Source organism: Arthrobacter tumbae, from assembly GCF_016907495.1.
Lineage (GTDB): Bacteria > Actinomycetota > Actinomycetes > Actinomycetales > Micrococcaceae > Arthrobacter_D > Arthrobacter_D tumbae.
Genome location: NZ_JAFBCC010000001.1, coordinates 1,939,990 through 1,964,532 on the forward strand (window position 1 = coordinate 1,939,990; position 24,543 = coordinate 1,964,532).

Here is a 24,543-nt window from a genome sequence, read left to right on the forward strand (position 1 = left end):
TCTATCGGTTGGGTCGGACAGGAGCGGCATCGGTGGAGGACAGGTGGGAAGGGTCAACAATCCATGGTTCACGAGGCAGCCGGGAAGGATCAAATACGCTTAGCGCGGCTTCCAGCGAACTGTCCGGTAAGCCGAGCGAGCGCAGAATCACAGCACTGACTGCCGATGCCTCCCAGCCCTCCGCGGCGAGCGCTTCGAGGGTGACGGCGCCGTCCCGCTTGGCCAGGCGGCGTCGTTCAGGATTGAGGGCCAGCGGCACGTGCGCGTACTCAACCGGCGGCAGTCCAAGCAGCGATCCAAGGTACGCCTGCCGTGGAGCCGATGTGAGCAGATCGTCGCCGCGCACCACCTGATCGATGGCCTGCTCCGCATCGTCGACGACGACGGCAAGGTTGTAGGCCGGCACCCCGTCGTTGCGGACCACTACGAAATCATCCACCGCGCCGGTATATCTACCGTGCAGCACGTCGTGAACCTCAAACTGCCCGACGTCGGTGCGCAGCCGCAGGGCCGCAGGCCGCACCCTGCGGGCGGCCATCCGCTCTGCCTCCGGAACGTCCCGGCAGGTGCCCGGATAGTGGCCCGGAAGGACATGCGGCGCGGATGCCGCCTCAGCAACGTCCCGGCGGGTGCAGAAGCACTCGAAAAGGAGCCCATCCCGGCGCAGGCGGCTGACGGCGTCGTCGTAATGGAGCCGGCGCTGGCTCTGGCGGGTGACCTCCCCGTCCCAGCTGAGCCCGACGGCGGCGAGCTCAGCGAGCTGCGTTTCCTCCGCTCCGGCGCGGACCCGGTCGAGGTCTTCGACCCGCAGCAGGAACTGCCTGCCGGTGGAATGCGCGAAGAGCCAGGCCAGGATCGCGGTGCGAAGATTCCCCACATGAAGCTCACCCGTGGGGCTTGGAGCGAAGCGGCCGGCGGTCACAGAACTCCTTCACCAGAGGCGTTTGCGAGGGAACGTAAAGACCCCCCATGCACCTGCCAGAGCCCGCTTACCCTTGCTACCTTCCGGTCCTGGGGGAGTTCAACAGGATGACACCACATGAGGGGCCGCGTAATAGTCTACACAAACCACTGGGAGGGTTGCCCGCCTGCTGCGCAGCTCCCGATTCGGCACATGGGGCATGTACGGGTATTCTGGAACCTGCTCCAAACAAGGAGGATTCGCCTAGCGGCCTATGGCGCACGCCTGGAACGCGTGTTGGGTTCACGCCCTCGGGGGTTCAAATCCCCCATCCTCCGCTTGAATCGAAGCACCCCGGCCGGCAGTCGGGGTGCTTCGTTTTTTACAGCGACGGTGCGCAGCGGATGGGGACGCAACAGTCCAGGCGGCGGCCCGCTCCGAATGTCCTCGTGAACGTCGCAGGCCCACCAGCCTGCACGTGATCGTAAGCGTGCTGATTAAAGTAATCGTAAGTTAGTCTTTCAAAGCGTCACTTGGAAAGTACACACTGGAAACTGGGTTCGCCTTGTACGCCTGGTGACCTCAGCCCGTGCCCGTCCTGTTAGGAGTTGCTCTTGGACCTGCAGCGATGACACCCCGACCACGGCTGAAACACGCTGTTTCCGCGCTGACTACGCCGCTCGCACCGGAAGACTTCCTCTCCCTCTTCAACCCGGTGTTCTCCGCACGCCAGTTGCGCGGGATCGTCACCAAGGTGGTGCCGGAAACGGCTGACTCGGTGACCATCCACTTCCGTCCCGGCCGCGGGTGGAAGGCGCACCGCGCGGGGCAGTGGGCGCGCATCGGGGTTGAGCTGAACGGTGTCCGCCATTGGCGCTCCTACTCCCTGAGTACCGCTGCAGGGCAGGATCCAGCGATCACCGTGACGGACATGGGCGCTGTGTCCGGGGAACTCGTCCGCGGAACGAAGCCCGGCGACATCCTGTTCCTCGCGCCCCCGCAGGGCAGCTTCGTTCTTCCCGACCGGCCCAGGCCCCTGCTGATGCTCACTGCGGGCAGCGGCATCACCCCGGTCATGTCGATGATCCGCACGCTTGTTCCCCGCCGCCCGGATGCGGACGTTGTCCTGATCCACTCGGCGCGGACCCCGCTGAAGAGCCTTTTCCTCGAAGAACTGCGGGAGCTTGCAGATCAGTTCCGTCAGTTCCGGGTGAAGCTGCGGTTCACCTCCGAGCAGGGGCGCATCGACTTCAGCTCGCCGGCCGCCCTTGACGAGCTCTGTGAGGATTGGCGCGAGAGGGCAGCGTACGCCTGCGGTCCCGAAGAGTTCCTCGAGAGTGCGGAATCGTTGTGGGGAAAGCAGGCGAAGCTTCCCTCCGGAAACCTGACCATCGAGCGTTTCAGCACGGCGCTGGCTGACGGAACAGGGAACGACGGCGGATTGGTCACCTTCGAGGCTTCCGACCGGGAGGTGGAGGCTGACGGAGATACTCCGCTCCTCGAGGTCGGCGAGGATGCAGGGCTGCTCATGCCGAGCGGTTGCCGCATGGGCATCTGCCACAGCTGCCTGCTCCCGCTTCGCGCGGGGCAGGTCAGGGACCTTCGCACCGACGAAGTACACGGAGACCCCGGTCAGTTGATACAAACGTGCGTTTCGGCGGCAGCCGGACCGGTGAACCTCGATATCTGAAGGAGTGTAGGTATGACAGACCTCGTAGAAAAAACGTCAGAGGACACCACGCTGGAGAAGCAGGCCCCGCGCCGCCGGCCCGGAGCACTTGCGGAGACCGGCCACCCGCTGGTCCGTCCCCCGGCCGCTGCCCATCTCACCGACGAGCAGGTTGCCGAGCTGGGCCGGGAACTGGATGCCATCCGTGATGAGGTCCTCGGCCGCCGGGGCAAGCACGACGCCGACTACATCCGCCGTGTCGTCAAGGCCCAGCGCGCGCTGGAGTTTGGTGGACGGGCAGCGCTGCTGTTCAGCAGGAACAAGGCGGCCTGGGTTGCAGGCACGACGATGCTGAGCTTCGCCAAGATTCTGGAAAACATGGAGCTGGGCCACAATATCCTCCACGGCCAGTGGGACTGGATGCGGGATCCGGACATCCACTCCACCACGTGGGAGTGGGACTTCGTCACCCCGGCACGCTCCTGGCAGCACACCCACAACGATCTCCACCACCGCTGGACCAACGTGGTGGGCAAGGACCGCGATGTCGGCTACAACCTGCTGCGGATGGACGATGACCAGCCCTGGAAGCCCTTCAACCTGGGCAACCCCCTGTACAACGCCATCCTGGCACCGGTCTTCGAATGGGGGATCGCCCTCTATGATCTGGAGATCCCGGAGTACAAGGAAGGGCTCAAGTCCAAGGAGGCCATGCGCAAGGACCTCCGGGCGCTCGGGCTGAAGGCGGCCAAGCAGTTCGGCAAGGATTATGCTGCGACACCGGCGGTGGCCATGCTCACCGGTTCCGGAAAGCAGGCGCTGGTCGGGACGCTGACCGCGAATGCCGTGCGTAATGTGTGGGCACACGCAGTCATCTTCTGCGGACACTTTCCCACGGGCGCTGACACCTTCACGGAAGAAATGGTCGACGGCGAAACCCGCGGCGACTGGTACGTGCGCCAGATGATCGGGTCGGCAAATATCTCCGGCTCCAAGTTCATGCACCTGATGACGGGCAACCTGTCCCACCAGGTCGAGCACCACCTGTTCCCGGACCTGCCGTCCAACCGTTACCACGAGGTCGCGCCGAAGATCCGGGAGATTTGCGCCCGCTACAACCTGCCGTACACCACCGGGCCGCTGCTCAAGCAGGTCGGTTCCGCCTGGGCGAAGGTGTTCCGGCTGGCACTCCCGGACCGGGCGCCCAAGACCAGCTAGGAGACGCGGCGTACGTCAGTCGCCGGCAGGCGGGGGCTCCTGCACCCGCCTGATCCGGCGCAGTGCCGCCTGCTCGGTGGGGCTCTGGCTGCCGAGGCCGAGCTTCATCACCCCGAGCACCAGCAGGACCGCCGGCTTCACGGGCAGCCGCACCGGTCCGATATGCGGCAGCGATAGCCCGAGGAGCTCGCGCTGCCGGGGTGTCAGGGTGGCCACTGCCCCGGCGAACAGCACCCGGTACCCGAGGCGCTGTGACCGCGGAAGCGGGGGGCGCCGGATGTAGGCCAGCGCGTCCTGGACCTGTTCGCTGGAAGTCAGTTCGTCGTCGTACGCGGCAAGCTGCTCGCGCAGCTCCCCGGCGCTTCGCGGCGGGTCCGTCACACCCATCAATTCACCGGCGACCGCCCACTGCCTGACGTACTCGTCCGCCCCGCCGGGAAACCCGAGCCCATACTGCTGGTGCGCGCTGAGGAAGGCGTCGGCGAAGGCCAGGTGCACCCAGCGGAGCAGGTGGGGATCGTTGGCGCTGTAGTCCTGTTCGACGCCGTTCGCGTCCACATATGTGCCGGTCACCTTCTCATGCAGGCGGCGTACCCACGCGGAGGCGCCGCGCGCGGCGTCCGTGGACCCGTACGTCACGGTGAAGATCCAGCGGATGGTGTTGGCCAGCCTGCCCAGCGGGTCTTCGCGGAAGTCCGAGTGGGCATACACTCCCGCCATGGCTCCGGGATGCAACGCCTGCAGCAGGAGGGCACGAATGCCGCCCACCGTCGGGGTCATTGAACTGTGGACAGCCCAGACGGCTGAGCCGGGAGCGAAGTAGCCGGCGTCGTCGCCGTCAGCCAGTTCCTCAGTCCAGGCAGGCGGTTGCGCGCCGGTGCCCGTGAAAGTGTTCTTGAGCTCGACGCGGAGGCGGGTAAAGGGTGACGCCATGGCACCAGTATGCAGGGTCAACCCGTGAGTCCCATCCAGGAAAGCTTTGCTGACGAACCGCCTTCAGCGACAATGCAAGCCGAATACCGTTTCCTTCAAGGAGTACCAGTGTCCCCGCAGAACCTTCACGACATCCCGCTGACCATGATCGACGGGACTGAGCGCAGCTTCGGGGATTTCAGGGGCAAGACGGTCCTGGTGGTGAACGTCGCGTCGCAGTGCGGCTTCACCCCGCAGTACGCCGGCCTTGAGGAGCTTTACCGGAAGTACGCGGACCAGGGGTTGGTGGTGCTGGGCGTACCGAGCAACCAGTTCATGGGCCAGGAGCCGGGAACTGAAGCGGACATCCAGGCCTTCTGCTCGATGAACTTCGGAGTGACCTTTCCCCTGACCACCAAGACGGACGTCCGGGGCCGGAACCAGCACCCGCTCTATGCAGAGCTGACCCGGTTCAGGACGGGAGCGCTGCCCGGTCTGGTGAAGTGGAACTTCGAGAAATTCCTGGTGAACGACGCCGGCACTGTGGTTGCGCGGTTCGCTCCCACTGTGGCGCCGGACTCCGAGGAGATCGTGGCAGCCATCGAGCAGGCGCTCAAGGGCTAGACGGGGGAGACCGCCGTTTCGGCGCAGCGCAGCAGGAAGGCGGCACCGGCGTCGTCATTGGTCAGCTCACCCTCGGTGAGGACCGGGTAGGGCTTTTCCGGAACGCCGTCGGCGGGCCGGACATCGACGTGGGCAACGCTGTAGCCGTGCTCGTGGAGGTAATCGGCCATGGCGTAGTCAGTGCGTGAGTCGCCCACGGTCCGCCAGGAGTGTGGGATGTCGCCGTCGATCAGGCGCAGGGCACGCTCGGCGCCCAGGTCCTTGCCGACGCGCACGGACTCGATGTCCGTGGAGATGATGGTGGGGTCAACCCGGTAGTCGACGCTGTCATCGCTGTCCGGCAGGTGGTGCGCAAGCCGGCAGACGCCCATGTCGAAGTGCTGCATGATCTCCAGGACGGCGGCGTCGAACGGGCCCTGCCGGTCGAGGTAGTCCTCGTTGCCCACGTCGAGGCGCTGCTCGATCGACACCATGGCGCGCTTGGTCTCGTCGAAGAACATATGGTCGGCGAACTGTTCCTCCACCAGCCGACGCACCTCGTCGCCGAACTCCTGCGGCAGCGCGAGGGTCTCATCGACCTGCACTTCAGTGGCGCCGTCGGAGGTGAAACTGAACCAGGTCGCGCCCTTCTCACAGATGGCGTGGAACGTGATTCCGGCAGGAATTCCGGCGGCCAGCATGGGCTTCAGCACCTCTTCGCGGATGAACTCATCCGATCGGCCGGTATTGAAGATCACCGGCCATCCCGCTCCTGCCAGCGCAATGAGCGCATCAATGATCTCCGGGCGCACGGTCCGCGAAACGGGGCTGGCAACCGGCCCGTCGACGTCGAGCAGCAGGCCGACGGGAGCGGGCACGGTTGTGGAGGAGGACACCGAAGAAGTCACCGCCCCAGTATCCGCGGTTCGGGCTGCCGCGGCGAAATCGGTGACGTGCAGGGTTTCCCCAAGGTTCGGCAATAACACTTAATCCCTGCAGCATCCAAGGCACGATATAGAGGCGAGTAATGGCGATTGAAAATATCGCGCTGGCCGAGCAGGATGCGGCTGACCTGATGCCTGGGGAGGCAGCCGACCGTCCCATCGGACTTACGCGACGAGTGTTTGGCATTTTGATAGGCACCGGTGCACTGGGCACCGCAGCGGGTTGGGGAATCGTCTCCGCCGCCGGTGGCACCGAGGAGGTTCCGACGTCGTTCGGGACAGTTCGGATTGCAGCCGCAGAGCGGCAGGCCCGCATGGTTGGCGCGGTCGGTGGCCACGCCGGCAGCGCAGGCCACGGGGCCGCTCCGCCGGGAGCCTCGGCGCAACCGTTCAACCACACCTGGGGCGAACACCTGGCAGTGAAGCTGGATGTACGCAACACCTCCGAGCGCAACGTGCTCTTCGCGCCCGGGCAGCTGCGCCTCCTCGTGGCGAAGACGACGACGGTGACAAACCGTGGCGCCGACGTCGCCAAGATCCTGCTGACAGCCGGCTCCCACCGCAGCCTGTGGGTCAGTTTCCTGGTTCCGAGCGGCGCATCCGGGCTCGCTGCACAGTTCACCGATCCCTGGGGCAGCCCGGCGCCGTTGGCGTTGGCGCTTCCCCGGATATCCCTTCGACCAGGTTCACTGGAGGATTACCATGGCTGAGCAGCTCCCTCCCGAAATACTGGCCCGTGGGGACCTTCTCAAGCTGGGCGCGGCGGCTGGGCTGGGCTTCGCGGCACTGCCGCTGGTGCAACCCTCAGCTTCCCGGCAGCGCGTTGCACGGACACCTATTCCGTTGGCGCTCGCTCCGCAGCGAGGGGTACTGGACCTCTACATCAACGAGGGCTACCTGAAGATGGTGGACGACACACTTGTCTACCACCGCGGCTTCGGCAGCCGGCCGACCGACGTTGACGACCCGAGCCCAAGCCTTACCATGGACCCGACGGTGATCACCCTTGCGGGTGATGTGGTTCCCAGCCGCAGCTACCCGCTTGGAGCGGCGCTGCCACCCAAAGGAACGCCGGCGCCGCTGCGGGCGGACGCGGCCAATCCAGGCCAGTTTTTCATCCGCCGCAACTACTGGGCGAGCTATTTTCCCCAGCGGACCATCATCGCCGAGTTGGGGAGCACCGTCCGTCTTCGCGTCCAGAACCGGTTGGGCAAACCGCACACCCTCACCTTCTTTGGTGCGGGTGCAGCCGGTGCCGACATCACTACCGGGCCCGTTGCACCCGACTCCGTCGCAGTCCTCGAGTTCCCCTGTCCGCCACCGGGAACCTACATCTTCGCCGACCCGACCAACGCGCCGGTCGAACGGGTTCTGGGCCTGTTCGGGGTGCTGGTGGTCATGGACCCGGAGCACCAGTGGGATATTGCGGAGGACCGTGCAACGTTCGAGCGGCAATGGGTGTGGATCTCCCATGCGGTGGAGCCCCGATGGGCGTCCATGGAGGCCGCGGGTCAGACCGTGAATCCGGCCCAGAACCGGGCGGTGCCGCGGTACTTCACGCTCAACGGCCGCAGCGGGTTTGAATCCCTGGGCATCACGTTCGACGACGCCACGAACCTCGCTACGGAGGAGGAGACCCTGATCTCGGGGTACCCGCGGCAACTGGACGTACGCCAGTTCGGTGAGGGGACCGAGGCCGGTACTCTCCGCGGCGGCCAGCTCGTCCGGCTGATCAACCCCGGGATCGTCTTCCACCAGATGCATTTCCACGGGAACCACGTCTGGACAGTTCGCCGAAACGGCGTGGACTGGCCGCGGCATGAGGGATTCGTCGACCCCGACGGCCACGTGGTCCTCCAGCAGTGGGAGGACGTCGTCGAGCTTGAACCGATGGACCGCAAGGACATCATCATTCCGATCAAACGGCCGCCGGACGCCATTGATCCGGTGTGGTTCGCGCGCACCGGCGACTGGGTCTACCCCATGCACTGCCACGCCGAGCCGTCCCAGACCGCCGCCGGCGGAATGTATCCCGGCGGACTTGTTGCCCACTGGACCCTCAAGGGTCCGATCCCAGGAGCCACCCCGTGAGTATTTTCAGCCGCAAACGAAGTGAGGGAAGCCCCAGTCGCCGATCAATCCGCGCAATCGAGAGAGCGCAGGAACTCGCTGATCGCCGTCGTCGGGAAGAGGTACGACGGCGTGAGGCGGCAGAGCGCCGCAAGCGGGAGGAAGAGCGACGACGGGAGGCAGCGGCGGAGCGCCGCAGGCGGGAGGAGGAACGCCGGCGGGCGGCGGCGGCGAAGCGCCGGCCGAAGCCGACCCGAAAGCCAACCGCAACCGCGACGCCGAGCGCGTCACCTAAACCAAGCGCGACGCCGTCGTCGTCAGCAAGCGCGACCGCAACGTCTGTCGCCACTCCCACCGCCTCCGCAACCGCGAGCGCCACCCCCAGCGCCACGGCTACCGAATCCGTCGCGCCTTCCGCCACAGCAGATCCGACGGTCACAGCGGAACCATCGGTCACGGCGGAACCCACGGAACAGCCGGACCCGGTGGGAGGGGCGGAACCGGTGCTGCATCACCGCTTCCAGAGCCAGGTGGACTTCAGCTCGGACCAGCTGGAGGTGGAGAACCCGGTCACGGAGTTTCCGCAAACCCCTGCCGTCGCGGTCGAGTTCGACTTCCACAGCCGCGACCTCGTCCTGGACGACGGCGCGGAATTCGAGATGTGGAGCTTCGAGGACGAACAGTACGAGCGCGGTTTCCCGGGACCCACCCTTCGGGTCCAGGAGGGGAAGGTCTTCCACGCCACCGTGCATCCGAGCAAGGGACCGCACACGATCCACTGGCACGGCATGGAGCCTGACCCCCGGAATGACGGCGTGGGGCACACATCGTTCGAGGTTGACGGACGGTACACGTACCAGATGCAGCCTGAAGCGGGACGGCCCGGCGACCCGAACTACGGGGCAGCGGGAACGTACTTCTACCACTGCCACGTCAACACCCCGCTGCACGTCCAGATGGGGATGTTCGGGCCGCTGGTCATCGACCCTGTAGTGCATCCTGACTACCCGGTCAGTCCGGGCGCCCGCCGCGCCTTCGTGGACGGGCCGGAGTATGACATCGACACCGAGGCGCTCTTCGCTCCCTACTGCGTGGACCCGCGCTGGCATGAGATGAACCACGCCGATGGCTTGTCCGGTGAAGACGCCGGCCTCAACCGATTTGAGCCTGAGCATTTCTACCTGTTGGGCGGGGAACTGGCACGGCGTCCGGCGGGTAGGGAGCGCGTGTGGAGCCTGTCTGGCCTGCGTGCCAATGTGGTCGGCGGCCCGAAGAAGCCGACGCTGCTGAGGACAGTGAATGCCAACTACCTGCCCAACATGGTGACCTTCACCGACGCCGCGGGAGTTGAAGCGCCCATTGCCGAGTTGATCTCCCACGATGGGCGCCCGTTCCGGGATACCTCGGTGCCAGGCCTCCCCTCACCTCCCTGCAGGGACGCGGAGTATCCACTGATCACCAGCAGGCTCGCCTACGGGGCCGCTGAGCGCTACGACATGCTGCTGCTTCCGCCGGCACCAGGCCGGTACTACCTGCGCGTCGACTGGGAAGACTGGATCACAGGCGCGGTTGTCGGATCGCGCACCATCCCGATTGACGCGACCTGACAATAGACGGAACCTGACAGTCTGTGCCATCTCGGGAAGGAGGACTTTTCCGGTAACTCTTTGGCGACGACGTGCGCGTCCCGAGAGGGCCACATTCCCTTGGGGCAATATCTTGCCTAGGCTGTATTGGTGATCTTCAAAGCTGTGAGCGATGGACGCCCCTATCCCGACCATGGACACGTGACGCCCAAGGACTGGGCCAACGTAGCTCCACGCCAGGTTCGGCTGGACGAACTCGTCACCACCAAGACCACCCTGGACCTCGAAGCGCTGCTGGCCGAAGACTCAACCTTCTTCGGGGACCTGTTCCCGCACGTGGTGCAGTGGAATAACACGCTATACCTTGAGGACGGGCTGCACCGGGCCGTTCGCACCGCCCTGCACCAGCGCACCATCCTGCACGCACGCGTCCTGGTCATCGATGGCTAGGACACCGAAACGCAAGCCCATCCGGTCGAAGAGGAACCCGATCGAGTGGCACGGTCACCGCATTGTTACCGAGAATGATCTTGAGACGGTCTTCGCCGATGACGGCAATGTCGAGCGCCCGCACATCTACATGCGCAGGCTGCGGCACGGTGTGGTGCTGGTGCTGCTCCTCGCGCTGGTGACGGCCGCCGTGCTCTTCGCGCTGGCCCTGGCCCGCGGGGATATCCAGCTCACCGCCAGCCAGCCGTCGCCGAGCCCTGTGAGCGCCTGCCCTGCCGGCCCGTTCGACCTCGTTGATCCAGCCACCATTACGGTGAACGTTCTCAACAGCACCAGCATTGCCGGGCTCGCGGGCAACGCTTCGGCGGCACTGGAGGAACGCGGTGTCACGGTGAGTACCATCGGAAACCGGTCCGTGGGGCAGACCAACATGACCGCAATCGTCGTCTCCGGGCCGTCCGGGTACGCCCAGGCGTTCACCCTTCAGCGGATCATTCCCGGAACAACCTACGTCGAGGATGAACGGCCGGACGCCACCGTGGACGTTGTGCTCGGGTCCGAGTTCGAAGCCCTGGTGCCCGCTGAGGAAGTCAACGCCGAACCGGGCGGACTGATCTGTGAACTACCATCCACAGCGAGCCCCACGCCCGCGCCGTCGTCCGCTGCTCCGTAGCAAGGAAGCCGTAGGGACGGAACCGCAAAAAACGCCGACGACGCGCAGCCGGCCTGCTAGCAGCCGTCCGGGCCGCAGGCCTCGCCGTCGGCGGAGGTGGACACGGGAATCAGCGGATGGGCTTCCTGCCACGCCTGATCCAGTGCCTGGCGGAAGAGCTCCACGGGCTGTGCGCCGGAGATGCCGTACTTCCGGTCGATCACGAAGAACGGCACACCGCTGACCCCGAGCGTCTGGGCCTCGTTGATGTCCCGCCGCACGTCGTCAGCGAAGCGGTCGCCGGCCATCGTGTCGCGGACTGACTGCTCATCGATGCCGAGGTCGTTGCCAAGCTTCACGAGCACGTCGGTGTCGGAGGTGTTCAGGCCCTGCTCGAAGTGCGCCGAGAGGATGGCTTCCTTCGCCTTGTTGCCGTGACCGAGCGACTTCGCGAGGTGCAGGAACCGGTGGGCGGGGAAGCTGTTCCCGACAACCACGGAGTCGAAGTCGAAGTTCACGCCGACATCGGCCGCGGAGGTGGTGAGCTGGTTCCACATCTGGCGGACCTGCTCAGGAGCGATTCCCTTGCGTTCGGAAAGGTACTGCTGCTCGGTGCCGTCGTAGTGCTCGGGGAGGGTGGGGTCCAGCTGGAAGCTCTTCCACGTCACCTCCACGCTGTCGCGGTGCGGAAAGTCAGCGAGAGCCTTCTCGAAGCGGCGCTTGCCCACGAAGCACCACGGGCATTTGACGTCGGACCAGATTTCAATGTGCATACCTTTCGCAACGGAACGACGGCGGCGCGCTATTCCCGCGCCACACTTTCGCGTCGAGTTGGCAGGACACGCCCCTTATGGCGTCGCATAAAGGGCGTGTCCTGCCAACTCAATTGAAGGGGCTAGCGCTGCAGGGCCAGGACCGGACGCTGCCCGGCGCAGAGGTGCCGGGTGTAGGCGGGGAGGGTGAGGAATTCGGGGAAGTCCTCGCGGAGGGCCACTTCCTCGAAGAGCCGGCGGGCGTCGTCGTACCGGTCATCATCGAAGCGGGGCAGCCGCTCGAACTCGTCCTCCAACAGCTGTTCCACCCACTCGCGGGTGATGATCTCGCCGGTGTCGGTCACGGCATGGACGTGGATCCACTGCCAGATCTGGGACCGGGAGATTTCCGCGGTGGCGGCGTCCTCCATCAGGTTCTTCAGGGTCACCGCCCCGTGGCCGCGCAGCCAGGTTTCAAGGTAGCGGACGCCGACAGTCAGGTTGGTCCGGACGCCCGTTTCCGTGATGAGCCCCTGCGTGCCGGTGAGGTTGATGAGGGCGCGGTCGTCGGGCACCACGTCCATGCGCTGGCGTTCCAACTGGTGCGGGCGGTCGCCGAGCACCACGTCGAACACGGCCCGCGCCACCGGAACCAGGTCAGGATGAGCCACCCAGGCGCCGTCGAAGCCGTCGCCGGCCTCACGGGACTTTTCGGTGCGGGCCTGTTCCCGGGCGATGGCATTGATGGCGTCATCCCGCCGGCTGGGAACGAAAGCGGCCGGCCCGCCGATGGCGTGAGCGCCGCGACGATGGCACGCGCGCACCAGCTGTTCGGTGTAGGTGCGCATGAAGGGAGCGGTCATGGTGACCATGGTGCGGTCGGGCAGGACAAACCGCGGGCCGCGAAGCCGGAAGTTCTTGATCAGCGAGAAGATGTAGTCCCACCGGCCGGCGTTCAGGCCTGAGGAGTGTTCGCGCAGTTCGTAAAGGATTTCCTCCATCTCGAAGGCGGCGGTGATGGTCTCGATGAGAACGGTGGCGCGGATGGTGCCGCGGGGGATGCCGAGCAGCTGCTGGGAGCGGAGAAAGATGTCGTTCCACAGCCGGGCCTCGAGGTGGTTCTCGAGCTTCGGCAGGTAGAAGTAGGGGCCGCGGCCGGAGTCAATGAGCCGGTGGGCGTTGTGGAAGAAGTAGAGACCGAAGTCCACGATGCTGCCCGAGATCGGATCGCCGTCGACCAGCAGGTGCTGCTCCGGCAGGTGCCATCCCCGCGGACGGACGACGACGGTGGGCAGCTTTTCGCCGAGCCGGTACTCCTTGCCCTCCTCGGTGGTGAAGTCGATGCGGCGTCGCAGCGCGTCGTGCAGGTTGAGCTGTCCGTTGATGACGTTGGACCAGGTAGGAGTCAGCGAATCTTCAAGGTCCGCCAGCCAAACGTTTGCACCGGAGTTCAGGGCGTTGACCGTCATCTTGCGGTCCACCGGTCCGGTGATCTCGACCCGGCGGTCCTCCAGACCGGGAGCCGGCGGCGCAACCTGCCAGCCGCCGTCGTTCCTTATGTGTGCGGTGTGGGCCAGGAACCGCGGATCCTCGCCGCGCGCGATCCGGTTGCGGGCTTCCCGGCGCCGCTGCAGCAGCTCCTGGCGGCGTGGTTCAGCGAAGGCATGGAGTTCGCGGAGGAAGTTCAGCGCTTCGGGGGTGAGCATTTCGTCCTGGCGGGGGATAGGTGGTGCGGTCAGCGTGATGCCGTGAGTGTTCATGGAAGGTGCTCCTTCAAAGCTTGCGTTGAGTTGGCAGGACACGCTGCTTATGGGCGTCCAAAAGGGGTGTGTCCTGCCAACTCACGAGGGAGGGGTTCAGGAGAACTGCTGGGTCTCGGTGGAACCGGCGAGGGCGAGGGTGCTGCCCGTCGGGTTGAGGGCGCTTGCTACCTGGTCGAAGTAGCCGGTACCAACCTCCCGCTGGTGGCGTGTGGCGGTGTAGCCGCGTGCTTCGGAGGCGAATTCCTTCTCCTGAAGTTCGACGTAGGCGCTCATGCCGTCGCTGGCGTAGCCGTGGGCGAGGTCGAACATCGAGTAGTTCAGTGCATGGAACCCGGCGAGGGTGATGAACTGGAAGGTGAAGCCCATGGCGCCGAGTTCGCGCTGGAACCTGGCGATGGTCGCGTCGTCGAGGTGCTTGCGCCAGTTGAACGACGGTGAGCAGTTGTACGCGAGCATCTGGTCGGGGAACTCTGCCTTGACGGATTCGGCGAAGCGCCTGGCCAGCTCCAGGTCCGGGGTGCCGGTCTCCATCCAGATCAGGTCCGCGTACGGAGCATACGCGTGTGCCCGGGCGATGCAGGGGTCGATCCCGTTGCGCACCTCGTAGAACCCTTCCGGCGTGCGTCCTCCGGTCAGGAACGGACGGTCCCGCTCATCGACGTCGGACGTGAGAAGTGTCGCCGCTTCGGCGTCGGTCCGGGCCACGATGACCGATGGAACGCCGGCGACGTCGGCCGCCAGCCTCGCTGCGTTGAGCGTACGGACATGCTGTTGCGTGGGGATCAGGACCTTGCCGCCGAGGTGTCCGCACTTCTTCTCGGACGCGAGCTGGTCCTCCCAGTGCACGCCCGAAGCGCCGGCGGTGATCATCGACTTCATCAGCTCGAACGCGTTGAGCGGCCCGCCGAACCCGGCCTCGGCGTCCGCGACGATCGGCACCAGCCAGTCTTCGACTGACTGCGTCCCCTCGGCCCACTCGATCTGGTCCGCACGCTGCAGCGCGTTGTTGATGCGGCGCACCACCTGTGGGACCGAATTGGCCGGGTACAGCGACTGGTCCGGGTATGTCTGGCCGGAAAGATTGGCATCGGCGGCAACCTGCCAACCGGACAGGTAAATGGCCTTCAGCCCGGCCTTCACCTGCTGCACGGCCTGGTTGCCGGTCAGCGCACCGAGGGCGTGGGTGTACTCGCCCGTCTGTGCCTGGGTAGTGAGCTGCTGCCACAGCATTTCAGCGCCCCGGCGGGCAAGCGTGTGTTCCTCCTGAACACTTCCACGAAGGCGTACGACGTCGGCTGCCGAGTAATCACGCTGGATCCCTTCCCAGCGCGGATCAGCTGCCCACTCGAGCTCGAGTTCGCGGACCGCTTCGGTGCGGTGGTTGCTGCCTGGGATTCCGGCTTCCTGCGTCATGGCGTTTCTCCTTCCGGGAGGCGTCGATGCCTCGGCGGTAACTGCTGGTGAAATCAACGATTCACCATCCTGCAACCTCGTGACAGAGCAAACATCTGGAAAGAATTGCATTTCTTCGCGTATGGTCAAAAAATGACGACTTCCAGCTGGAACCGCACCCGGCAGCCCGAAACCGGGTCCGTCCCCGAAGGTGAGGACGCGATCAGCCTTGGCCGCCGCCTGCGGCACCTCCGCAAGAGCCGGCGCATGACGCTGGAGGAACTGGGCGCCGTCGTCGGTACCGCGCCTTCCCAGCTCTCGCTGATGGAGAACGGCAAGCGTGAGCCGCGGCTGGGCATGCTGCAGTCCCTTGCGAAGGCGCTCGGGGTGAGCATCGACCAGCTGCTCGGAGCGGAACCGCCCAGCCGGCGGGCTGCGCTTGAGATTGCCCTCGAACGGGCTCAGCGGGGCCCGCTGTACGAGTCGCTCGGGCTGCCGAAGGTCCGCACGTCGGCGCGGCTGCCGATGGAGGCGCTGGAGGCGCTGGTGGGGTTGCAGGCGGAGCTCGAACGCCGGCTCAATGAGCAGGTGGCAACGCCGGAGGAGGCCCGCCGCGCCAACGCCGAACTGCGCGGCATCATGCGGCGACAGAATAACTATTTCCCGGATATCGAGGCGGAGGCGCAGAAGGTCTTGTCGTCCGTCGGCCACACCAGCGGGCCGCTCTCGCAGCACCTCATCGCCGATATCGCGGCGCATCTCGGCTTCACGCTGCACCATGTGGGGGACCTGCCGCATTCCACCCGATCGGTGACGGATCTGAAGAACCGGCGTATCTACCTCACGCAGTCGCAGCGGACGGACCACGACCCGCGGTCCGTCCTGCTCCAGGCTCTTGGCCACTACGTGCTGCAGCATGAGACACCCGAGAACTATCGTGAGTTCCTGCGGCAGCGGGTGGCCACCAACTACTTCGCGGCGGCGCTCCTGCTGCCCGAGAAGGCCACGGTGGATTTCCTCCAGATGGCGAAATCCGCCAAGGAGATCGCTGTCGAGGACGTTCGGGATGCGTTCGCCGTCTCCTACGAGACCGCCGCACACCGGTTCACCAATCTCGCAACCCAGCACCTCGGCATCCCGACCCACTTCCAGAAGACCCACCAGAGCGGGATTATCTACAAGGCCTACGAGAACGACGGCGTGACCTTCCCGCAGGATCACACCGGCGCCATTGAGGGCCAACCCTCCTGCAGGAAGTGGACCTCCCGGGTGGTGTTCGATGTTCCGGACCGCTTCTCCGCCTACAGCCAGTACACCGATACGCCGAGCGGCACCTACTGGTGCACCGCCCGCACCGAGCGGGCCGCTGCCGGAGAGTTCTCCCTCAGCGTCGGCGTGCCGTATGCGCACGTGAAGTGGTTCCGCGGACGCGAAACTTCCATCCGTGGCGAGTCCCGCTGTCCGGAGGAATCATGTTGCAAGGTGCCGCCGTCGTCGTTGGCGGGTGAGTGGTCAGGCTTCGCCTGGCCCAGTGCGCGTGCGCACTCCCACCTGCTCGCCGCCATGCCGCCGGGCGCTTTTCCGGGCGTGGACGAGACCGAGGTGTACTCCTTCCTGCAGGCGCACTCGGGCTAGTCTGGAGCGAGACTGACAGGAGCCTCATGCTTTTTGCCAATGACACCGAAGAGGGGTTGCGGAGCGCCGCCGCGCTCGTAAATACCGAGGACGGCGAACAGCTTCCCGACGTCGGTTCGCTGGTCCGGTTTGCCCGCGACTGGAACTGGACCGGCAACCTGGCGCTCGACGACGCAGAGCTGGATGCCGTCCGTCACCTACGCCCGCGACTGCGCGCGCTCTGGAGTGGGGATGAGGACTACGTGGTGGAGACGGTGAACGCCCTGCTGCGCGAGTTCAACGCTCTGCCGCAGCTGGTCCGGCATGATTCCTGGGATTACCACATCCACGCAGTTCCGCGGGAAGCGCCGTTGTCGGCGCGGATGGCGGTCGAGGCGGCAATGGCGTTCGTTGACCTGGTGCGTAGTCAGGAACTGAGCCGGTTGCGGCTGTGCGCGTCGCCGGACTGCGGGAACGTGCTGGTGGATCTGTCGAAGAACCGGTCCCGGCGGTTCTGCGAATCAGGCTGCGGGAACCGTGCTGCGGTAGCGGCTTACCGTGCCCGGCTCGCGGAGAAAGCCGGCTAGCTTCGACAGGGGAAAAATGAAAGTGGCGGCCGCCCGTTTCCGGGTGACCGCCACTTTCTACTGGCTATTGCTTACCCTTACGGGTTGCAGCCGCCGTTCTCCTCGTTGTAGTCGAGAAGACGGATCATGAAGGCAGCCATCGCGTCACGAGCCACGGGGGTGACCCGCTTGTACTCGCCGTCCGGGTAACCGGTGGTGATGCCGGTCGTCTTCATCCAGGAGATCTCGCGGTGGAAGAGGTCGTTCACCGGAACATCGGGGAACGGCTCTACTTGTGGTGCGACATACTCCTCGGCGTCAGCGATGTTGCAGTACAGGCCGGAGAACCGGTTCATGAAGGCAGCCATCGCATCACGGTTCACAGCAGCCAGGCGGCGGTAGGTGAAAGTGCCGTCATCCTCTTCGTAGCCGGTGGACAGCCCGGTAGCGTGCATCCAGGCGATCTCCTTATAGAAGAGGTCGTCCGTCGGCACATCCGTAAACGGTGATTCCGTGGGCTGCGCGAAGGCAGGCTCACCTGCAAGCCGGTAGAGGAAGGCAGCCATTGCATCACGGCGCACGTCGTCAAGCGGGCGGTAGGTTCCGTCCGTGAACCCCGTAGTGATGCCGAGATCCGCGATCTGGTTGATCTCGTCCTCGAACAGGTTGCCGTTGTCGTCAGGGAACCGGAGCTTGCCAACTTCGGTCGGCACAACTTCGTCCTTGACGCCCGTCGCGTTGTGGTGGTGCAGGAGGAGAACCTCTGCCCCCATCACACCGAGCTCGCGGTGAACGTTCAGGGTTGCGCCGTCCTGGTCCGCGAAGACGAAGTTGTCGAGGCCCGCACCTTCAAACCACAGGCTCGGGTCCGTCAGGTTGAACGGAATCCAGCCGGTTTCATCCACAGGGCCAGCAATGTCGCCTTCGGCGTTGACGTTGAAGCCGCTGTTCGTGGCTACGTTGTACTGGATCGGATCGTCGATTCCGAGATCGAGCCCCAGGTCGGCCAGCGGAAGCGGCAAGGTCACTACGCTGGTGTCGAAGGTATTCGTGTCAATGGAGCCGTCTACACCGTTCCCGAAGTACAGGTTATTGGTGGCAGTCTCGGTTCCATCATCTGCCACGGTGACCATCTGGAAAACGATCAGGTCAAGTCCGTCGGCGCGTACCGATTGGAAGATGAAGTCGACTGTGTCGTCGTTGTCGACGTCCAGCTCAATATCAACGCCAAGCGAACCAGCGAGGGTGTTCCAGTTCTCCCAGGTGCCGATGCCGATGTTCAGCAGGCCTTCTTCGGCTGTGCCACCTGATTCGATGACGGCCGGCACTGTCGACGCTGCGCCGACTGACTTGAGGTCCAGTGCGTACAGCGACTCGAGCGGCAGATCATCCCGGCGGGGACTTTCGAGGCCGAGGACAAACGGCGACACCAGGGAGGTGTACGCCGTGGGCTCGCCCAGCGCACCGCCCTGAGCCAGCGAGCGGCCGCTCAGTGTGAGGACAGCTTCTGTATCGGAACCGTTGAGGTACGTCAGCTTGGGATCAGCCGACATCTCGGAAGTTGGTTTCGGAGCAGCGTAAACCGGAACACGCAGGGTGTTGGTCTCGCTGGTGAGTTCCACGCGCCCTGACACATCGGCCAGGAACTGCCGCGCGACGCCCAGTTGGGTGACTTCCGCAGCAGGATCGATTGTCTTCGCCAGCGCTGCCGGGTCCTCAATCGTCATGGTGACTGCCAGGTCCACTACCGCGTTTCCGGGCACCTCAACGCTCTCAGCGCCGAGTGAGATATCGACACCCGGCATGGTGCTGGCGGGCAGATACTCGGCGGTGAAGATCTGGGTGTCGTCGGAAAGGTTCCGCACGGAGATCTGACGGGTTGCCGTGAGGGCGTCCGCGCCAAGCTCAACAACTCCGAAGTTGACTGAGACGAGTGCCTGGTCTTCAGAGTCGTAGGCCATCGCCGACGCGTTGACTGCGTTCAGGGCATCGACACGGCCGGAGCCGGTGCGGTTCGGTGCGTACTCCACGTCACCACCGGCTTCGACAGTCACGTCGGTCGTTGCAGTGTTCATGATGACGTTCTTGACCTCGTAGGCGTTCAAGTCGGTCTCCGCGTACACAAGTGCAGCGATACCCGCTACGTTCGGCGCAGCCATGGAGGTGCCGGTCTTGACCGAGGCTCCGTCTCCGGTGCCCACTGCGACCGAGCCGATCAGGGTACCGGGTGCAGCTACGTCAGGCTTGACCACTCCGTCGGACCCATGAACGCCGCGTGATGAGCTGGCGTTCAGGGTGTCAAGAGCGTTGGAGGGCCCTGTGGTCGATGCGATGTACTCCGGAGCCAGCTGGATCTCCAAGGTGCCCGCTTCAGCAGCAGGACGGAGACGGTCAGACGACTCACGGTTGAACTGGACACCGGGGATCGTTGCGTTACCGCCAATGCCTGCGTCAAAGACGTCGCGTGGTGAATCAAGGACGACGCCTGCGCCGCCCGCTGCTTCCACGTTGTCGAATCGAACGCCGGACCCACACGGGAACTCGCCATTCTCTTCCCACTGCAGCCAGACCCACTCGCCATCAAAGGATCCCTCAGGGAACGCATTGCAGCCGAAGCGGTTTGAGGCGTCAGCCATAACCACGCGACCACGCAATTCCTCAGCGGTGGCAGTGGCGTAGCTGTCAAAGTTCACGCTGTATTGGCCTTGCGCACTGCCGGCAACATCTGCCGGAGCAAGTACGTCGATCCGATCCAGGGTGATCTGTGAACCGATGCTGTTCGCCACAGTGAGGGCTGACTTGGCGCTGCCAGGAGTACCGCCGATGTCGTAGATATCGCCGTCGTTACCGGACGAAACTACGGACAGGACGCCCTGGGACGTCAGGTTGTTGACGATGTCAACCTCTGGGTCGTCCGGCAGTGGGAAGTTCGACCCGAGGGACATGTTAACCACGTGAGCGCGGTCACCGAAGTTGCCGTCATTGTTGGGATCCAGCACGCGGTCCAGCGCGTTGCCGACCACGAGGCTCGATCCGCCACACCCGAAGACGCGCAGGGAAACCAGTTGAGCCTCAGGAGCCGTGCCTGGTCCGATCCGCATTTCGTTGACAGCGTCAGCGGTGAGTGACGCGTAGTCACCCGCGAAGGTCTCACCTTCAGCGGTGACGCCATACCCTGCTGCGGTGCCGGCAACATGGGAGCCGTGGCTTTGGCAATCGATGGGGTTAGGGTCCTCCACCGGAATACTTGTGGCCGGGTCGCTTGCGTCATAGGCGTCACCGACGAAGTCCCAGCCGCCGACGTACTTACTCTCGTCATACCAGGCCGGATCCGGAGCGCTCTCCTGAGCGGCCGGCGAACTCGCGGTTTCAAAGGTCTCGATGTCTCCCGGTCCGCCGAAGCCGGCGTGGGTGTAGTCGATTCCCGTGTCAACGATGGCGATGGTTACGCCGTTTCCGGTCTGTCCCAGATCACCCGCCCAGGTGTTCAGGGCGCGGGTGTCCACTACCCCGCCCTTGTTGGTGGGCACCTTCGGCACGAGGCGGCTGACCTTGACCACGTCGGACCGTTGTGCCAGTTCGCGGATGGCCGCAGCATCGCCGCTGATGGCGACCCCGGGAATGGTGTTGGTGGTCGTATACAGCGCAGTGGCGGAAGCAGCTGCGGTGACTTCTGCGGCTTTCGCTTCGATCTCGGCCCGGATGGTGGCGACCTGGTCCGGCTTCGCTACGGGAGCTTTGATGCCGCGGCGCACATCAAGCGGCTGCGTCTGTTCGAAAGCGCCCTTGCCCGCGAACTGGATGTATGCCGCAACCACGCCTGAGGCGTTGGCGAGGTTATCTGAGACCTTCAAGCCCGGAGGGGCTGCTTGTAGAGCGAGGCCTTCGGCTGTGGGAGCGCCGTCCGGCGCTTCGACAGCCGAAGCAGGCGCCCACATGCTGGAAGCTAGGACGAGGCCGGTCAGCGAAGCCAACACAGCCTTCCCCGAGCCCCGGCGGTAGTTCTTGCTCATGCTTCTCCTTAGTCAGGATCAGTCAAGGCCATACCGCTTGAGTCCATTCCTAGCCCCCTGCAGCACTGCTGGCACGGCCGAGACCGGTGTGAGTGAAATTCCATGTGTTGCGATGGGTGCCAGCAGAGATGTGAAGCCCGTTCGAGCTTCACCCTTACAGCTTTATGTGTTGATGGTCACAAGTCAACGGATTTGGTTCGTTAAGGTAGCTAACTGGTCAAGATTTAATCCGCGCAGCCCTAGACGACGCAGCGCCACCCTGCCAGACGGCGTCGAACGGCGCGTTCGACGAGACCCTGTTCCTGATCCCCTCGGTAACAAACGCCTTGGCAGTCCGGGCCGCTTCCAGCGGTGTCGCGCCCTTGGCAAGCTCCGCCGCAACCGCCGCCGCAAGCGTGCAGCCCGCACCGCTGACAGCCACGTCGCCCACCTTGGGGGGCGCTGAGAATTTCCAGCGTCGCGCCGTCGTAATAGACATCCACGGCGTCGCTGCCTTCCAGCCTCACTCCGCCCTTTGCCAGGACGACGGCGCCACTTGCCTCATGGATGCGCCGCGCCGCTTCCTTCAAATCCTCCACAGAACGGATCTCGATTCCGGACAGCGACTCCGCCTCGAAATGGTTCGGCGTGACGAAGGTTGCCAGCGGCAGGATGTTCGCCTTGAGCGCCTGATCGGTGTCGAGTGCCGCGCCGGGCTCCTGGCCCTTGCAGATCAGCACCGGGTCCAGCACCACGTTCTTCCACTCCTGGGACTTCAGCGCACCCGCGACTGTGTCGATGGTCTGCGGCGTGCCCAGCATGCCGATCTTCACGGTGCTGATTGCATAGCAGGACTGAACGGCCTCGAGCTGGTCTGCGATGACCTGCGGGTCTACGGGGACAAAGCGGTGGTTCCAGCTGTCCTTCGGGTCGAACGAGACAATGCAGGTGAGCGCGGCGATACCGTACGTGCCGAGTTCCTGGAATGTCTTCAGGTCGACCTGCGCGCCGGCGCCGCCGGTGGCCTCGGAACCTGCGATGGTCAGGGTGATTGCGGGTGCCTCAGTAGCCATGACACCAGTCTGCCCGACGCCTCGCGGCTTGCGCCAACGTTATCTGGCCCTTCCCTCCCGCAGCATGCCGACCGATTTTTCGATCCGAGCCGCGCGGGTCTCCTCCTTCTTGGCACCGGTAACCTGCAGCGTGTGCCAACTCTTGTTGCTGTAGGAGAGGGTGTCCCAGAACGACTTCGCTGCGGGGTCCTTCTCGAGCGCGCCCGCGAAGTCCTCTGGAAGCTGAACTTCACGTGGGGCCGTGTCGAGTTCCACCTCGACGTCATGTACTTCGCCCGCCTGAACGCCGGCTTCCCGGCGCCTGTCCGCGCTGAGCCCGAACATGAACCGGCCACCCATCGACGCGATCGAGGTGCGGAAGGTGAAGCCGTTGACGGTCGCGACAATCTTCGGATGCCTGCCGCCACCAAGACCTTCCACGATGGAGTCAGGAACCTCGAATCCGGCTGTGGTTTTTCCGGATGATTCGAGCTCAGCGCGAAACTTCATTGCTGCCTCCACCTGTCGATCTGCTCTGAACAACGATGGCTGCAGATTATCCCGAAGGCCGGCGTGGGACAATTGACGGATGCCTGGGGGCAGCCGGGCGACAGTGCTAATACAGCGGGCCCTTCGGGCTGCGCGAACCACTTCCACGAATGAGAAACAATGACTCAACTGCAGGACCATGCCCGCGCGCGTTATGCGACCGCCGGTAGCGCAAACTTCTCGATCATGCTGGCGGTTCTTGCCGTCGTCGTCATCCTTTCGAATATCGGTGCATCGAAAGGTGTGGTGATTGGACCGATCGTTGGTGACTTCAGCATTATCACGGACGGCGGGTTTTTCCTCTTCCCGCTCGCGTACATTCTCGGTGACGTCATCAGCGAGGTGTACGGCTTCAAGGCCGCCCGGCTCGGGATTATCGTGACCTTCGTGCTGTCGGCCTTTGCCTCGCTCGCGTACGCCGTCATCATCGCGCTACCCGGGTTTGACGATGATTTCGGTCTCGCCAAGCAGGAGGCGCTGGAGTTGGCGCTCGGCCCGGTACCGCTGATTGTGCTCGCGTCGTTGCTGGGCTTCGTTGTCGGGCAGACGCTGAATTCGTTGGTGCTGGTACGGATGAAGTCGCGGTTCGGTGAGCGCAGCATGGTGGCCCGACTCGTCGCCTCGACCGGCGTCGGCGAGTTCGCCGACACGCTGATCTTCTGTGCGATTGCCGCGTCGGTGATCGGCATTACGGACTTCCCCACGTTCCTGAATTACCTCTTCTTCGGCTTCGTCTACAAGACGCTGGTGGAGGTGCTTCTACTGCCCGTTACGACGACGGCGATCCGCTGGGTTAAGCGTCGGGAACCGAGCTACGCGGCCTCCTAGCCCCCGTCGGCGCGTACGCAGTTCCCGCCAACCCTCCGCAAAAGCGCCGTTGTTGTGCAGGATCGTGGGGACGTCCCCACGATCCTGTCACTATGCGGCACTCCTAGTGCAGTTCCACCACGCTTTCAGAATTCGCCCCCGGGTAGCTTCCTGAAATAGGTCCCCCCACACGAGCCTGATGAACACCCAGCCCTGCTCCATGAGGGCCTTTTCGCGGCGACGCTCCTGAAACAGCACCTCGGGGGTCGGAGCGTAGTCGAAGTACTTGGTCTTGCCGTCAAACTCGAGCGCAAGCTTCTGCTCGCGCCAACCGAAATCGATGCGGTGCTCACCAAATCGGGTGCGCACGACCAACTGTTGTTCCGGCTGGGGTATCGGCATACCGGCCAGCAGGTGTGCGGTGAGGGACTCGCCCGGCGACTCAGAGAGGGCGCTGGCGTTTTCGACAACCTGGCGAGCAATCTGTACACCCTTGTAGCCTGCCTGGCGCTGAAGCACTTGATGTAGCTCGGCGCGGCGCACTCCCAGGTGAAGGGCGTGATCGGCGGTGACCAGCCCCTGCCTGAAGGACACCAGCCGGGCGGAGTCCACGACGGTGCGGGCGAGGGAGGTAACCTGCAACCCGTCAACCATGTCCACCTCGCTGGGCAGCAGCTTCGCTCGGTGTCGAACAACATCAGGGTTGTGCTCCCTCGACGATCCGGAAGACGGCTGCGTGATGTGAATCCTGTCGTCCACATCCCACAGGCTGAGGCGATGAATGCGTGCTGCGGACGTGTGGCTATATGCGGTAGGTGTCAGTGCAAGGCTGGCACGGCTGTGGGCCATGAGCCTGAGTCGACCCTGCTCCGCTTCGCTCAAGGTTTTCCAGTACTTTGCTGGCACATAGGCGTTGACCTGCAGGCGGACGAGGACGCCCCGCTCGACCAGTCGTGTGATTGTGCGGCGGCTGACCCCCATCTGCTCCAGTTCGGAGGTACGCCAGGAACGGGCCGATGCGCTCAGCCAGGAGTATGCATTCACGTCCATT

Annotated in this window: 20 protein-coding genes, 1 tRNA gene, 1 other RNA gene and 1 pseudogene; 12 read left to right on the forward strand and 11 right to left on the reverse strand. The window is 64.6% G+C overall.

What is annotated here, in order from left to right; genetic code table 11:
* Window position 1: 1 nt before the first annotated feature.
* Together gluQRS and ffs are read right to left on the reverse strand one after the other, a co-directional pair.
* Complete coding sequence (gene gluQRS / locus JOD47_RS09375) at window positions 2-922, reverse strand: tRNA glutamyl-Q(34) synthetase GluQRS (protein WP_204533792.1); 921 nt, start codon at window positions 920-922, stop codon at window positions 2-4.
* Between the two features lie 33 nt (window positions 923-955).
* An RNA gene (gene ffs, locus JOD47_RS09380) (signal recognition particle sRNA small type) lies at window positions 956-1,052 on the reverse strand.
* A gap of 102 nt (window positions 1,053-1,154) precedes the next feature.
* Here ffs and JOD47_RS09385 point away from each other — a divergent pair.
* The 3 genes from JOD47_RS09385 (at window position 1,155) to JOD47_RS09395 (ending at window position 3,788) form a co-directional block, all read left to right on the forward strand.
* A tRNA-Ser gene (locus tag JOD47_RS09385) sits at window positions 1,155-1,239 on the forward strand.
* A gap of 290 nt (window positions 1,240-1,529) precedes the next feature.
* Window positions 1,530-2,591: a ferredoxin reductase gene (locus tag JOD47_RS09390; protein ID WP_204533793.1), complete on the forward strand. Its 1,062-nt coding sequence runs from the start codon at window positions 1,530-1,532 to the stop codon at window positions 2,589-2,591.
* A 12-nt stretch (window positions 2,592-2,603) separates the two neighbouring features.
* Window positions 2,604-3,788 (forward strand): fatty acid desaturase family protein, encoded by a 1,185-nt coding sequence (locus JOD47_RS09395; RefSeq protein ID WP_204533795.1) that lies wholly within the window; start codon window positions 2,604-2,606, stop codon window positions 3,786-3,788.
* A 15-nt stretch (window positions 3,789-3,803) separates the two neighbouring features.
* Here the strand turns inward: JOD47_RS09395 and JOD47_RS09400 are convergent, their stop codons facing one another.
* Window positions 3,804-4,721 carry an oxygenase MpaB family protein gene (locus JOD47_RS09400; RefSeq protein WP_204533797.1) on the reverse strand — a complete coding sequence of 306 codons (918 nt, stop codon included), beginning with the start codon at window positions 4,719-4,721 and terminating at the stop codon, window positions 3,804-3,806.
* Window positions 4,722-4,793: 72 nt separating this feature from the next.
* Here JOD47_RS09400 and JOD47_RS09405 point away from each other — a divergent pair, with 72 nt between their 5' ends.
* The gene (locus JOD47_RS09405; RefSeq protein ID WP_275577925.1) at window positions 4,794-5,324 is read left to right on the forward strand and encodes a glutathione peroxidase; all 531 of its coding nucleotides are present in this window, start codon (window positions 4,794-4,796) and stop codon (window positions 5,322-5,324) included.
* On the opposite strand, the gene JOD47_RS09410 is transcribed toward JOD47_RS09405, so the two are convergent.
* Window positions 5,321-6,211, reverse strand: a complete 891-nt coding sequence (locus JOD47_RS09410; RefSeq protein WP_204533799.1) for a Cof-type HAD-IIB family hydrolase — start codon at window positions 6,209-6,211, stop codon at window positions 5,321-5,323. The two genes, JOD47_RS09405 and JOD47_RS09410, sit on opposite strands and share 4 nt — an antisense overlap.
* 119 nt (window positions 6,212-6,330) lie before the next feature.
* On the opposite strand from JOD47_RS09410, the gene JOD47_RS09415 reads away from it, so the two are divergent.
* The 5 genes from JOD47_RS09415 to JOD47_RS09435 all read left to right on the forward strand — a co-directional run bounded on the left by JOD47_RS09415 (window position 6,331) and on the right by JOD47_RS09435 (window position 11,026).
* Window positions 6,331-6,957 carry a hypothetical protein gene (locus JOD47_RS09415; RefSeq protein ID WP_204533800.1) on the forward strand — a complete coding sequence of 209 codons (627 nt, stop codon included), beginning with the start codon at window positions 6,331-6,333 and terminating at the stop codon, window positions 6,955-6,957.
* On the forward strand, window positions 6,950-8,338 hold the full coding sequence (locus JOD47_RS09420; protein WP_204533802.1) for a multicopper oxidase domain-containing protein: 1,389 nt from the start codon (window positions 6,950-6,952) through the stop codon (window positions 8,336-8,338). The genes JOD47_RS09415 and JOD47_RS09420 overlap by 8 nt, the downstream gene beginning before the upstream one ends.
* Window positions 8,335-9,924, forward strand: a complete 1,590-nt coding sequence (locus JOD47_RS17770; RefSeq protein ID WP_307836250.1) for a multicopper oxidase domain-containing protein — start codon at window positions 8,335-8,337, stop codon at window positions 9,922-9,924. Before JOD47_RS09420 ends, JOD47_RS17770 begins: the two co-directional genes overlap by 4 nt.
* Window positions 9,925-10,053: 129 nt before the next feature.
* Window positions 10,054-10,353, forward strand: a complete 300-nt coding sequence (locus JOD47_RS09430) for a type II toxin-antitoxin system VapB family antitoxin (protein ID WP_056546123.1) — start codon at window positions 10,054-10,056, stop codon at window positions 10,351-10,353.
* Window positions 10,346-11,026, forward strand: coding sequence for a LytR C-terminal domain-containing protein (locus JOD47_RS09435; RefSeq protein WP_204533803.1), 681 nt, complete (start codon window positions 10,346-10,348; stop codon window positions 11,024-11,026). Before JOD47_RS09430 ends, JOD47_RS09435 begins: the two co-directional genes overlap by 8 nt.
* A 56-nt stretch (window positions 11,027-11,082) precedes the next feature.
* On the opposite strand, the gene JOD47_RS09440 is transcribed toward JOD47_RS09435, so the two are convergent.
* From JOD47_RS09440 to aceA, 3 genes are all read right to left on the reverse strand, one after another.
* Window positions 11,083-11,778: a DsbA family oxidoreductase gene (locus JOD47_RS09440; protein ID WP_204533804.1), complete on the reverse strand. Its 696-nt coding sequence runs from the start codon at window positions 11,776-11,778 to the stop codon at window positions 11,083-11,085.
* A gap of 122 nt (window positions 11,779-11,900) precedes the next feature.
* A complete protein-coding gene (gene aceB / locus JOD47_RS09445) occupies window positions 11,901-13,517 on the reverse strand; it encodes a malate synthase A (RefSeq protein WP_204533805.1) in 1,617 nt (538 codons plus the stop codon).
* A gap of 96 nt (window positions 13,518-13,613) precedes the next feature.
* Complete coding sequence (gene aceA / locus JOD47_RS09450; protein ID WP_204533806.1) at window positions 13,614-14,933, reverse strand: isocitrate lyase; 1,320 nt, start codon at window positions 14,931-14,933, stop codon at window positions 13,614-13,616.
* Window positions 14,934-15,038: 105 nt separating this feature from the next.
* Between aceA and JOD47_RS09455 the strand changes: the two genes are divergently transcribed.
* Together JOD47_RS09455 and JOD47_RS09460 are read left to right on the forward strand one after the other, a co-directional pair.
* Window positions 15,039-16,547, forward strand: a complete 1,509-nt coding sequence (locus JOD47_RS09455) for a helix-turn-helix domain-containing protein (protein ID WP_204533807.1) — start codon at window positions 15,039-15,041, stop codon at window positions 16,545-16,547.
* Window positions 16,548-16,573: 26 nt separating this feature from the next.
* A complete protein-coding gene (locus JOD47_RS09460; RefSeq protein WP_204533809.1) occupies window positions 16,574-17,113 on the forward strand; it encodes a CGNR zinc finger domain-containing protein in 540 nt (179 codons plus the stop codon).
* 77 nt (window positions 17,114-17,190) lie between these two features.
* Here the strand turns inward: JOD47_RS09460 and JOD47_RS09465 are convergent, their stop codons facing one another.
* The 3 genes and pseudogenes from JOD47_RS09465 to JOD47_RS09475 all read right to left on the reverse strand — a co-directional run bounded on the left by JOD47_RS09465 (window position 17,191) and on the right by JOD47_RS09475 (window position 22,646).
* On the reverse strand, window positions 17,191-21,105 hold the full coding sequence (locus tag JOD47_RS09465; RefSeq protein ID WP_204533811.1) for a S8 family peptidase: 3,915 nt from the start codon (window positions 21,103-21,105) through the stop codon (window positions 17,191-17,193).
* Between the two features lie 217 nt (window positions 21,106-21,322).
* Window positions 21,323-22,157: pseudogene (gene thiD, locus JOD47_RS09470) on the reverse strand (bifunctional hydroxymethylpyrimidine kinase/phosphomethylpyrimidine kinase).
* Window positions 22,158-22,196: 39 nt separating this feature from the next.
* On the reverse strand, window positions 22,197-22,646 hold the full coding sequence (locus JOD47_RS09475; RefSeq protein ID WP_204533813.1) for a YdeI/OmpD-associated family protein: 450 nt from the start codon (window positions 22,644-22,646) through the stop codon (window positions 22,197-22,199).
* A 159-nt stretch (window positions 22,647-22,805) separates the two neighbouring features.
* On the opposite strand from JOD47_RS09475, the gene JOD47_RS09480 reads away from it, so the two are divergent.
* Window positions 22,806-23,513, forward strand: coding sequence for a queuosine precursor transporter (locus tag JOD47_RS09480; RefSeq protein WP_204533815.1), 708 nt, complete (start codon window positions 22,806-22,808; stop codon window positions 23,511-23,513).
* A 90-nt stretch (window positions 23,514-23,603) separates the two neighbouring features.
* Here JOD47_RS09480 and JOD47_RS09485 read toward each other — a convergent pair whose 3' ends face one another.
* Entirely contained in the window at window positions 23,604-24,542 is a 939-nt protein-coding gene (locus tag JOD47_RS09485; protein WP_204533817.1) for a type IV toxin-antitoxin system AbiEi family antitoxin domain-containing protein, read from the reverse strand.
* Between the last annotated feature and the right edge of the window lies 1 nt (window position 24,543).

Bases quoted from the DNA above. Each gene is read 5' to 3' on its own strand.
- JOD47_RS09390 (WP_204533793.1), top strand. From the start codon at position 1,530: ATGACACCCCGACCACGGCTGAAACACGCTGTTTCCGCGCTGACTACG.
- JOD47_RS09395 (WP_204533795.1), top strand. From the start codon at position 2,604: ATGACAGACCTCGTAGAAAAAACGTCAGAGGACACCACGCTGGAGAAG.
- JOD47_RS09400 (WP_204533797.1), bottom strand. From the start codon at position 4,721: ATGGCGTCACCCTTTACCCGCCTCCGCGTCGAGCTCAAGAACACTTTC.
- JOD47_RS09405 (WP_275577925.1), top strand. From the start codon at position 4,794: ATGCAAGCCGAATACCGTTTCCTTCAAGGAGTACCAGTGTCCCCGCAG.
- JOD47_RS09415 (WP_204533800.1), top strand. From the start codon at position 6,331: ATGGCGATTGAAAATATCGCGCTGGCCGAGCAGGATGCGGCTGACCTG.
- JOD47_RS09420 (WP_204533802.1), top strand. From the start codon at position 6,950: ATGGCTGAGCAGCTCCCTCCCGAAATACTGGCCCGTGGGGACCTTCTC.
- JOD47_RS09435 (WP_204533803.1), top strand. From the start codon at position 10,346: ATGGCTAGGACACCGAAACGCAAGCCCATCCGGTCGAAGAGGAACCCG.
- JOD47_RS09440 (WP_204533804.1), bottom strand. From the start codon at position 11,778: ATGCACATTGAAATCTGGTCCGACGTCAAATGCCCGTGGTGCTTCGTG.
- aceB (WP_204533805.1), bottom strand. From the start codon at position 13,517: ATGAACACTCACGGCATCACGCTGACCGCACCACCTATCCCCCGCCAG.
- aceA (WP_204533806.1), bottom strand. From the start codon at position 14,933: ATGACGCAGGAAGCCGGAATCCCAGGCAGCAACCACCGCACCGAAGCG.
- JOD47_RS09460 (WP_204533809.1), top strand. From the start codon at position 16,574: ATGCTTTTTGCCAATGACACCGAAGAGGGGTTGCGGAGCGCCGCCGCG.
- JOD47_RS09465 (WP_204533811.1), bottom strand. From the start codon at position 21,105: ATGAGCAAGAACTACCGCCGGGGCTCGGGGAAGGCTGTGTTGGCTTCG.
- JOD47_RS09475 (WP_204533813.1), bottom strand. From the start codon at position 22,646: ATGAAGTTTCGCGCTGAGCTCGAATCATCCGGAAAAACCACAGCCGGA.
- JOD47_RS09480 (WP_204533815.1), top strand. From the start codon at position 22,806: ATGACTCAACTGCAGGACCATGCCCGCGCGCGTTATGCGACCGCCGGT.
- JOD47_RS09485 (WP_204533817.1), bottom strand. From the start codon at position 24,542: ATGGACGTGAATGCATACTCCTGGCTGAGCGCATCGGCCCGTTCCTGG.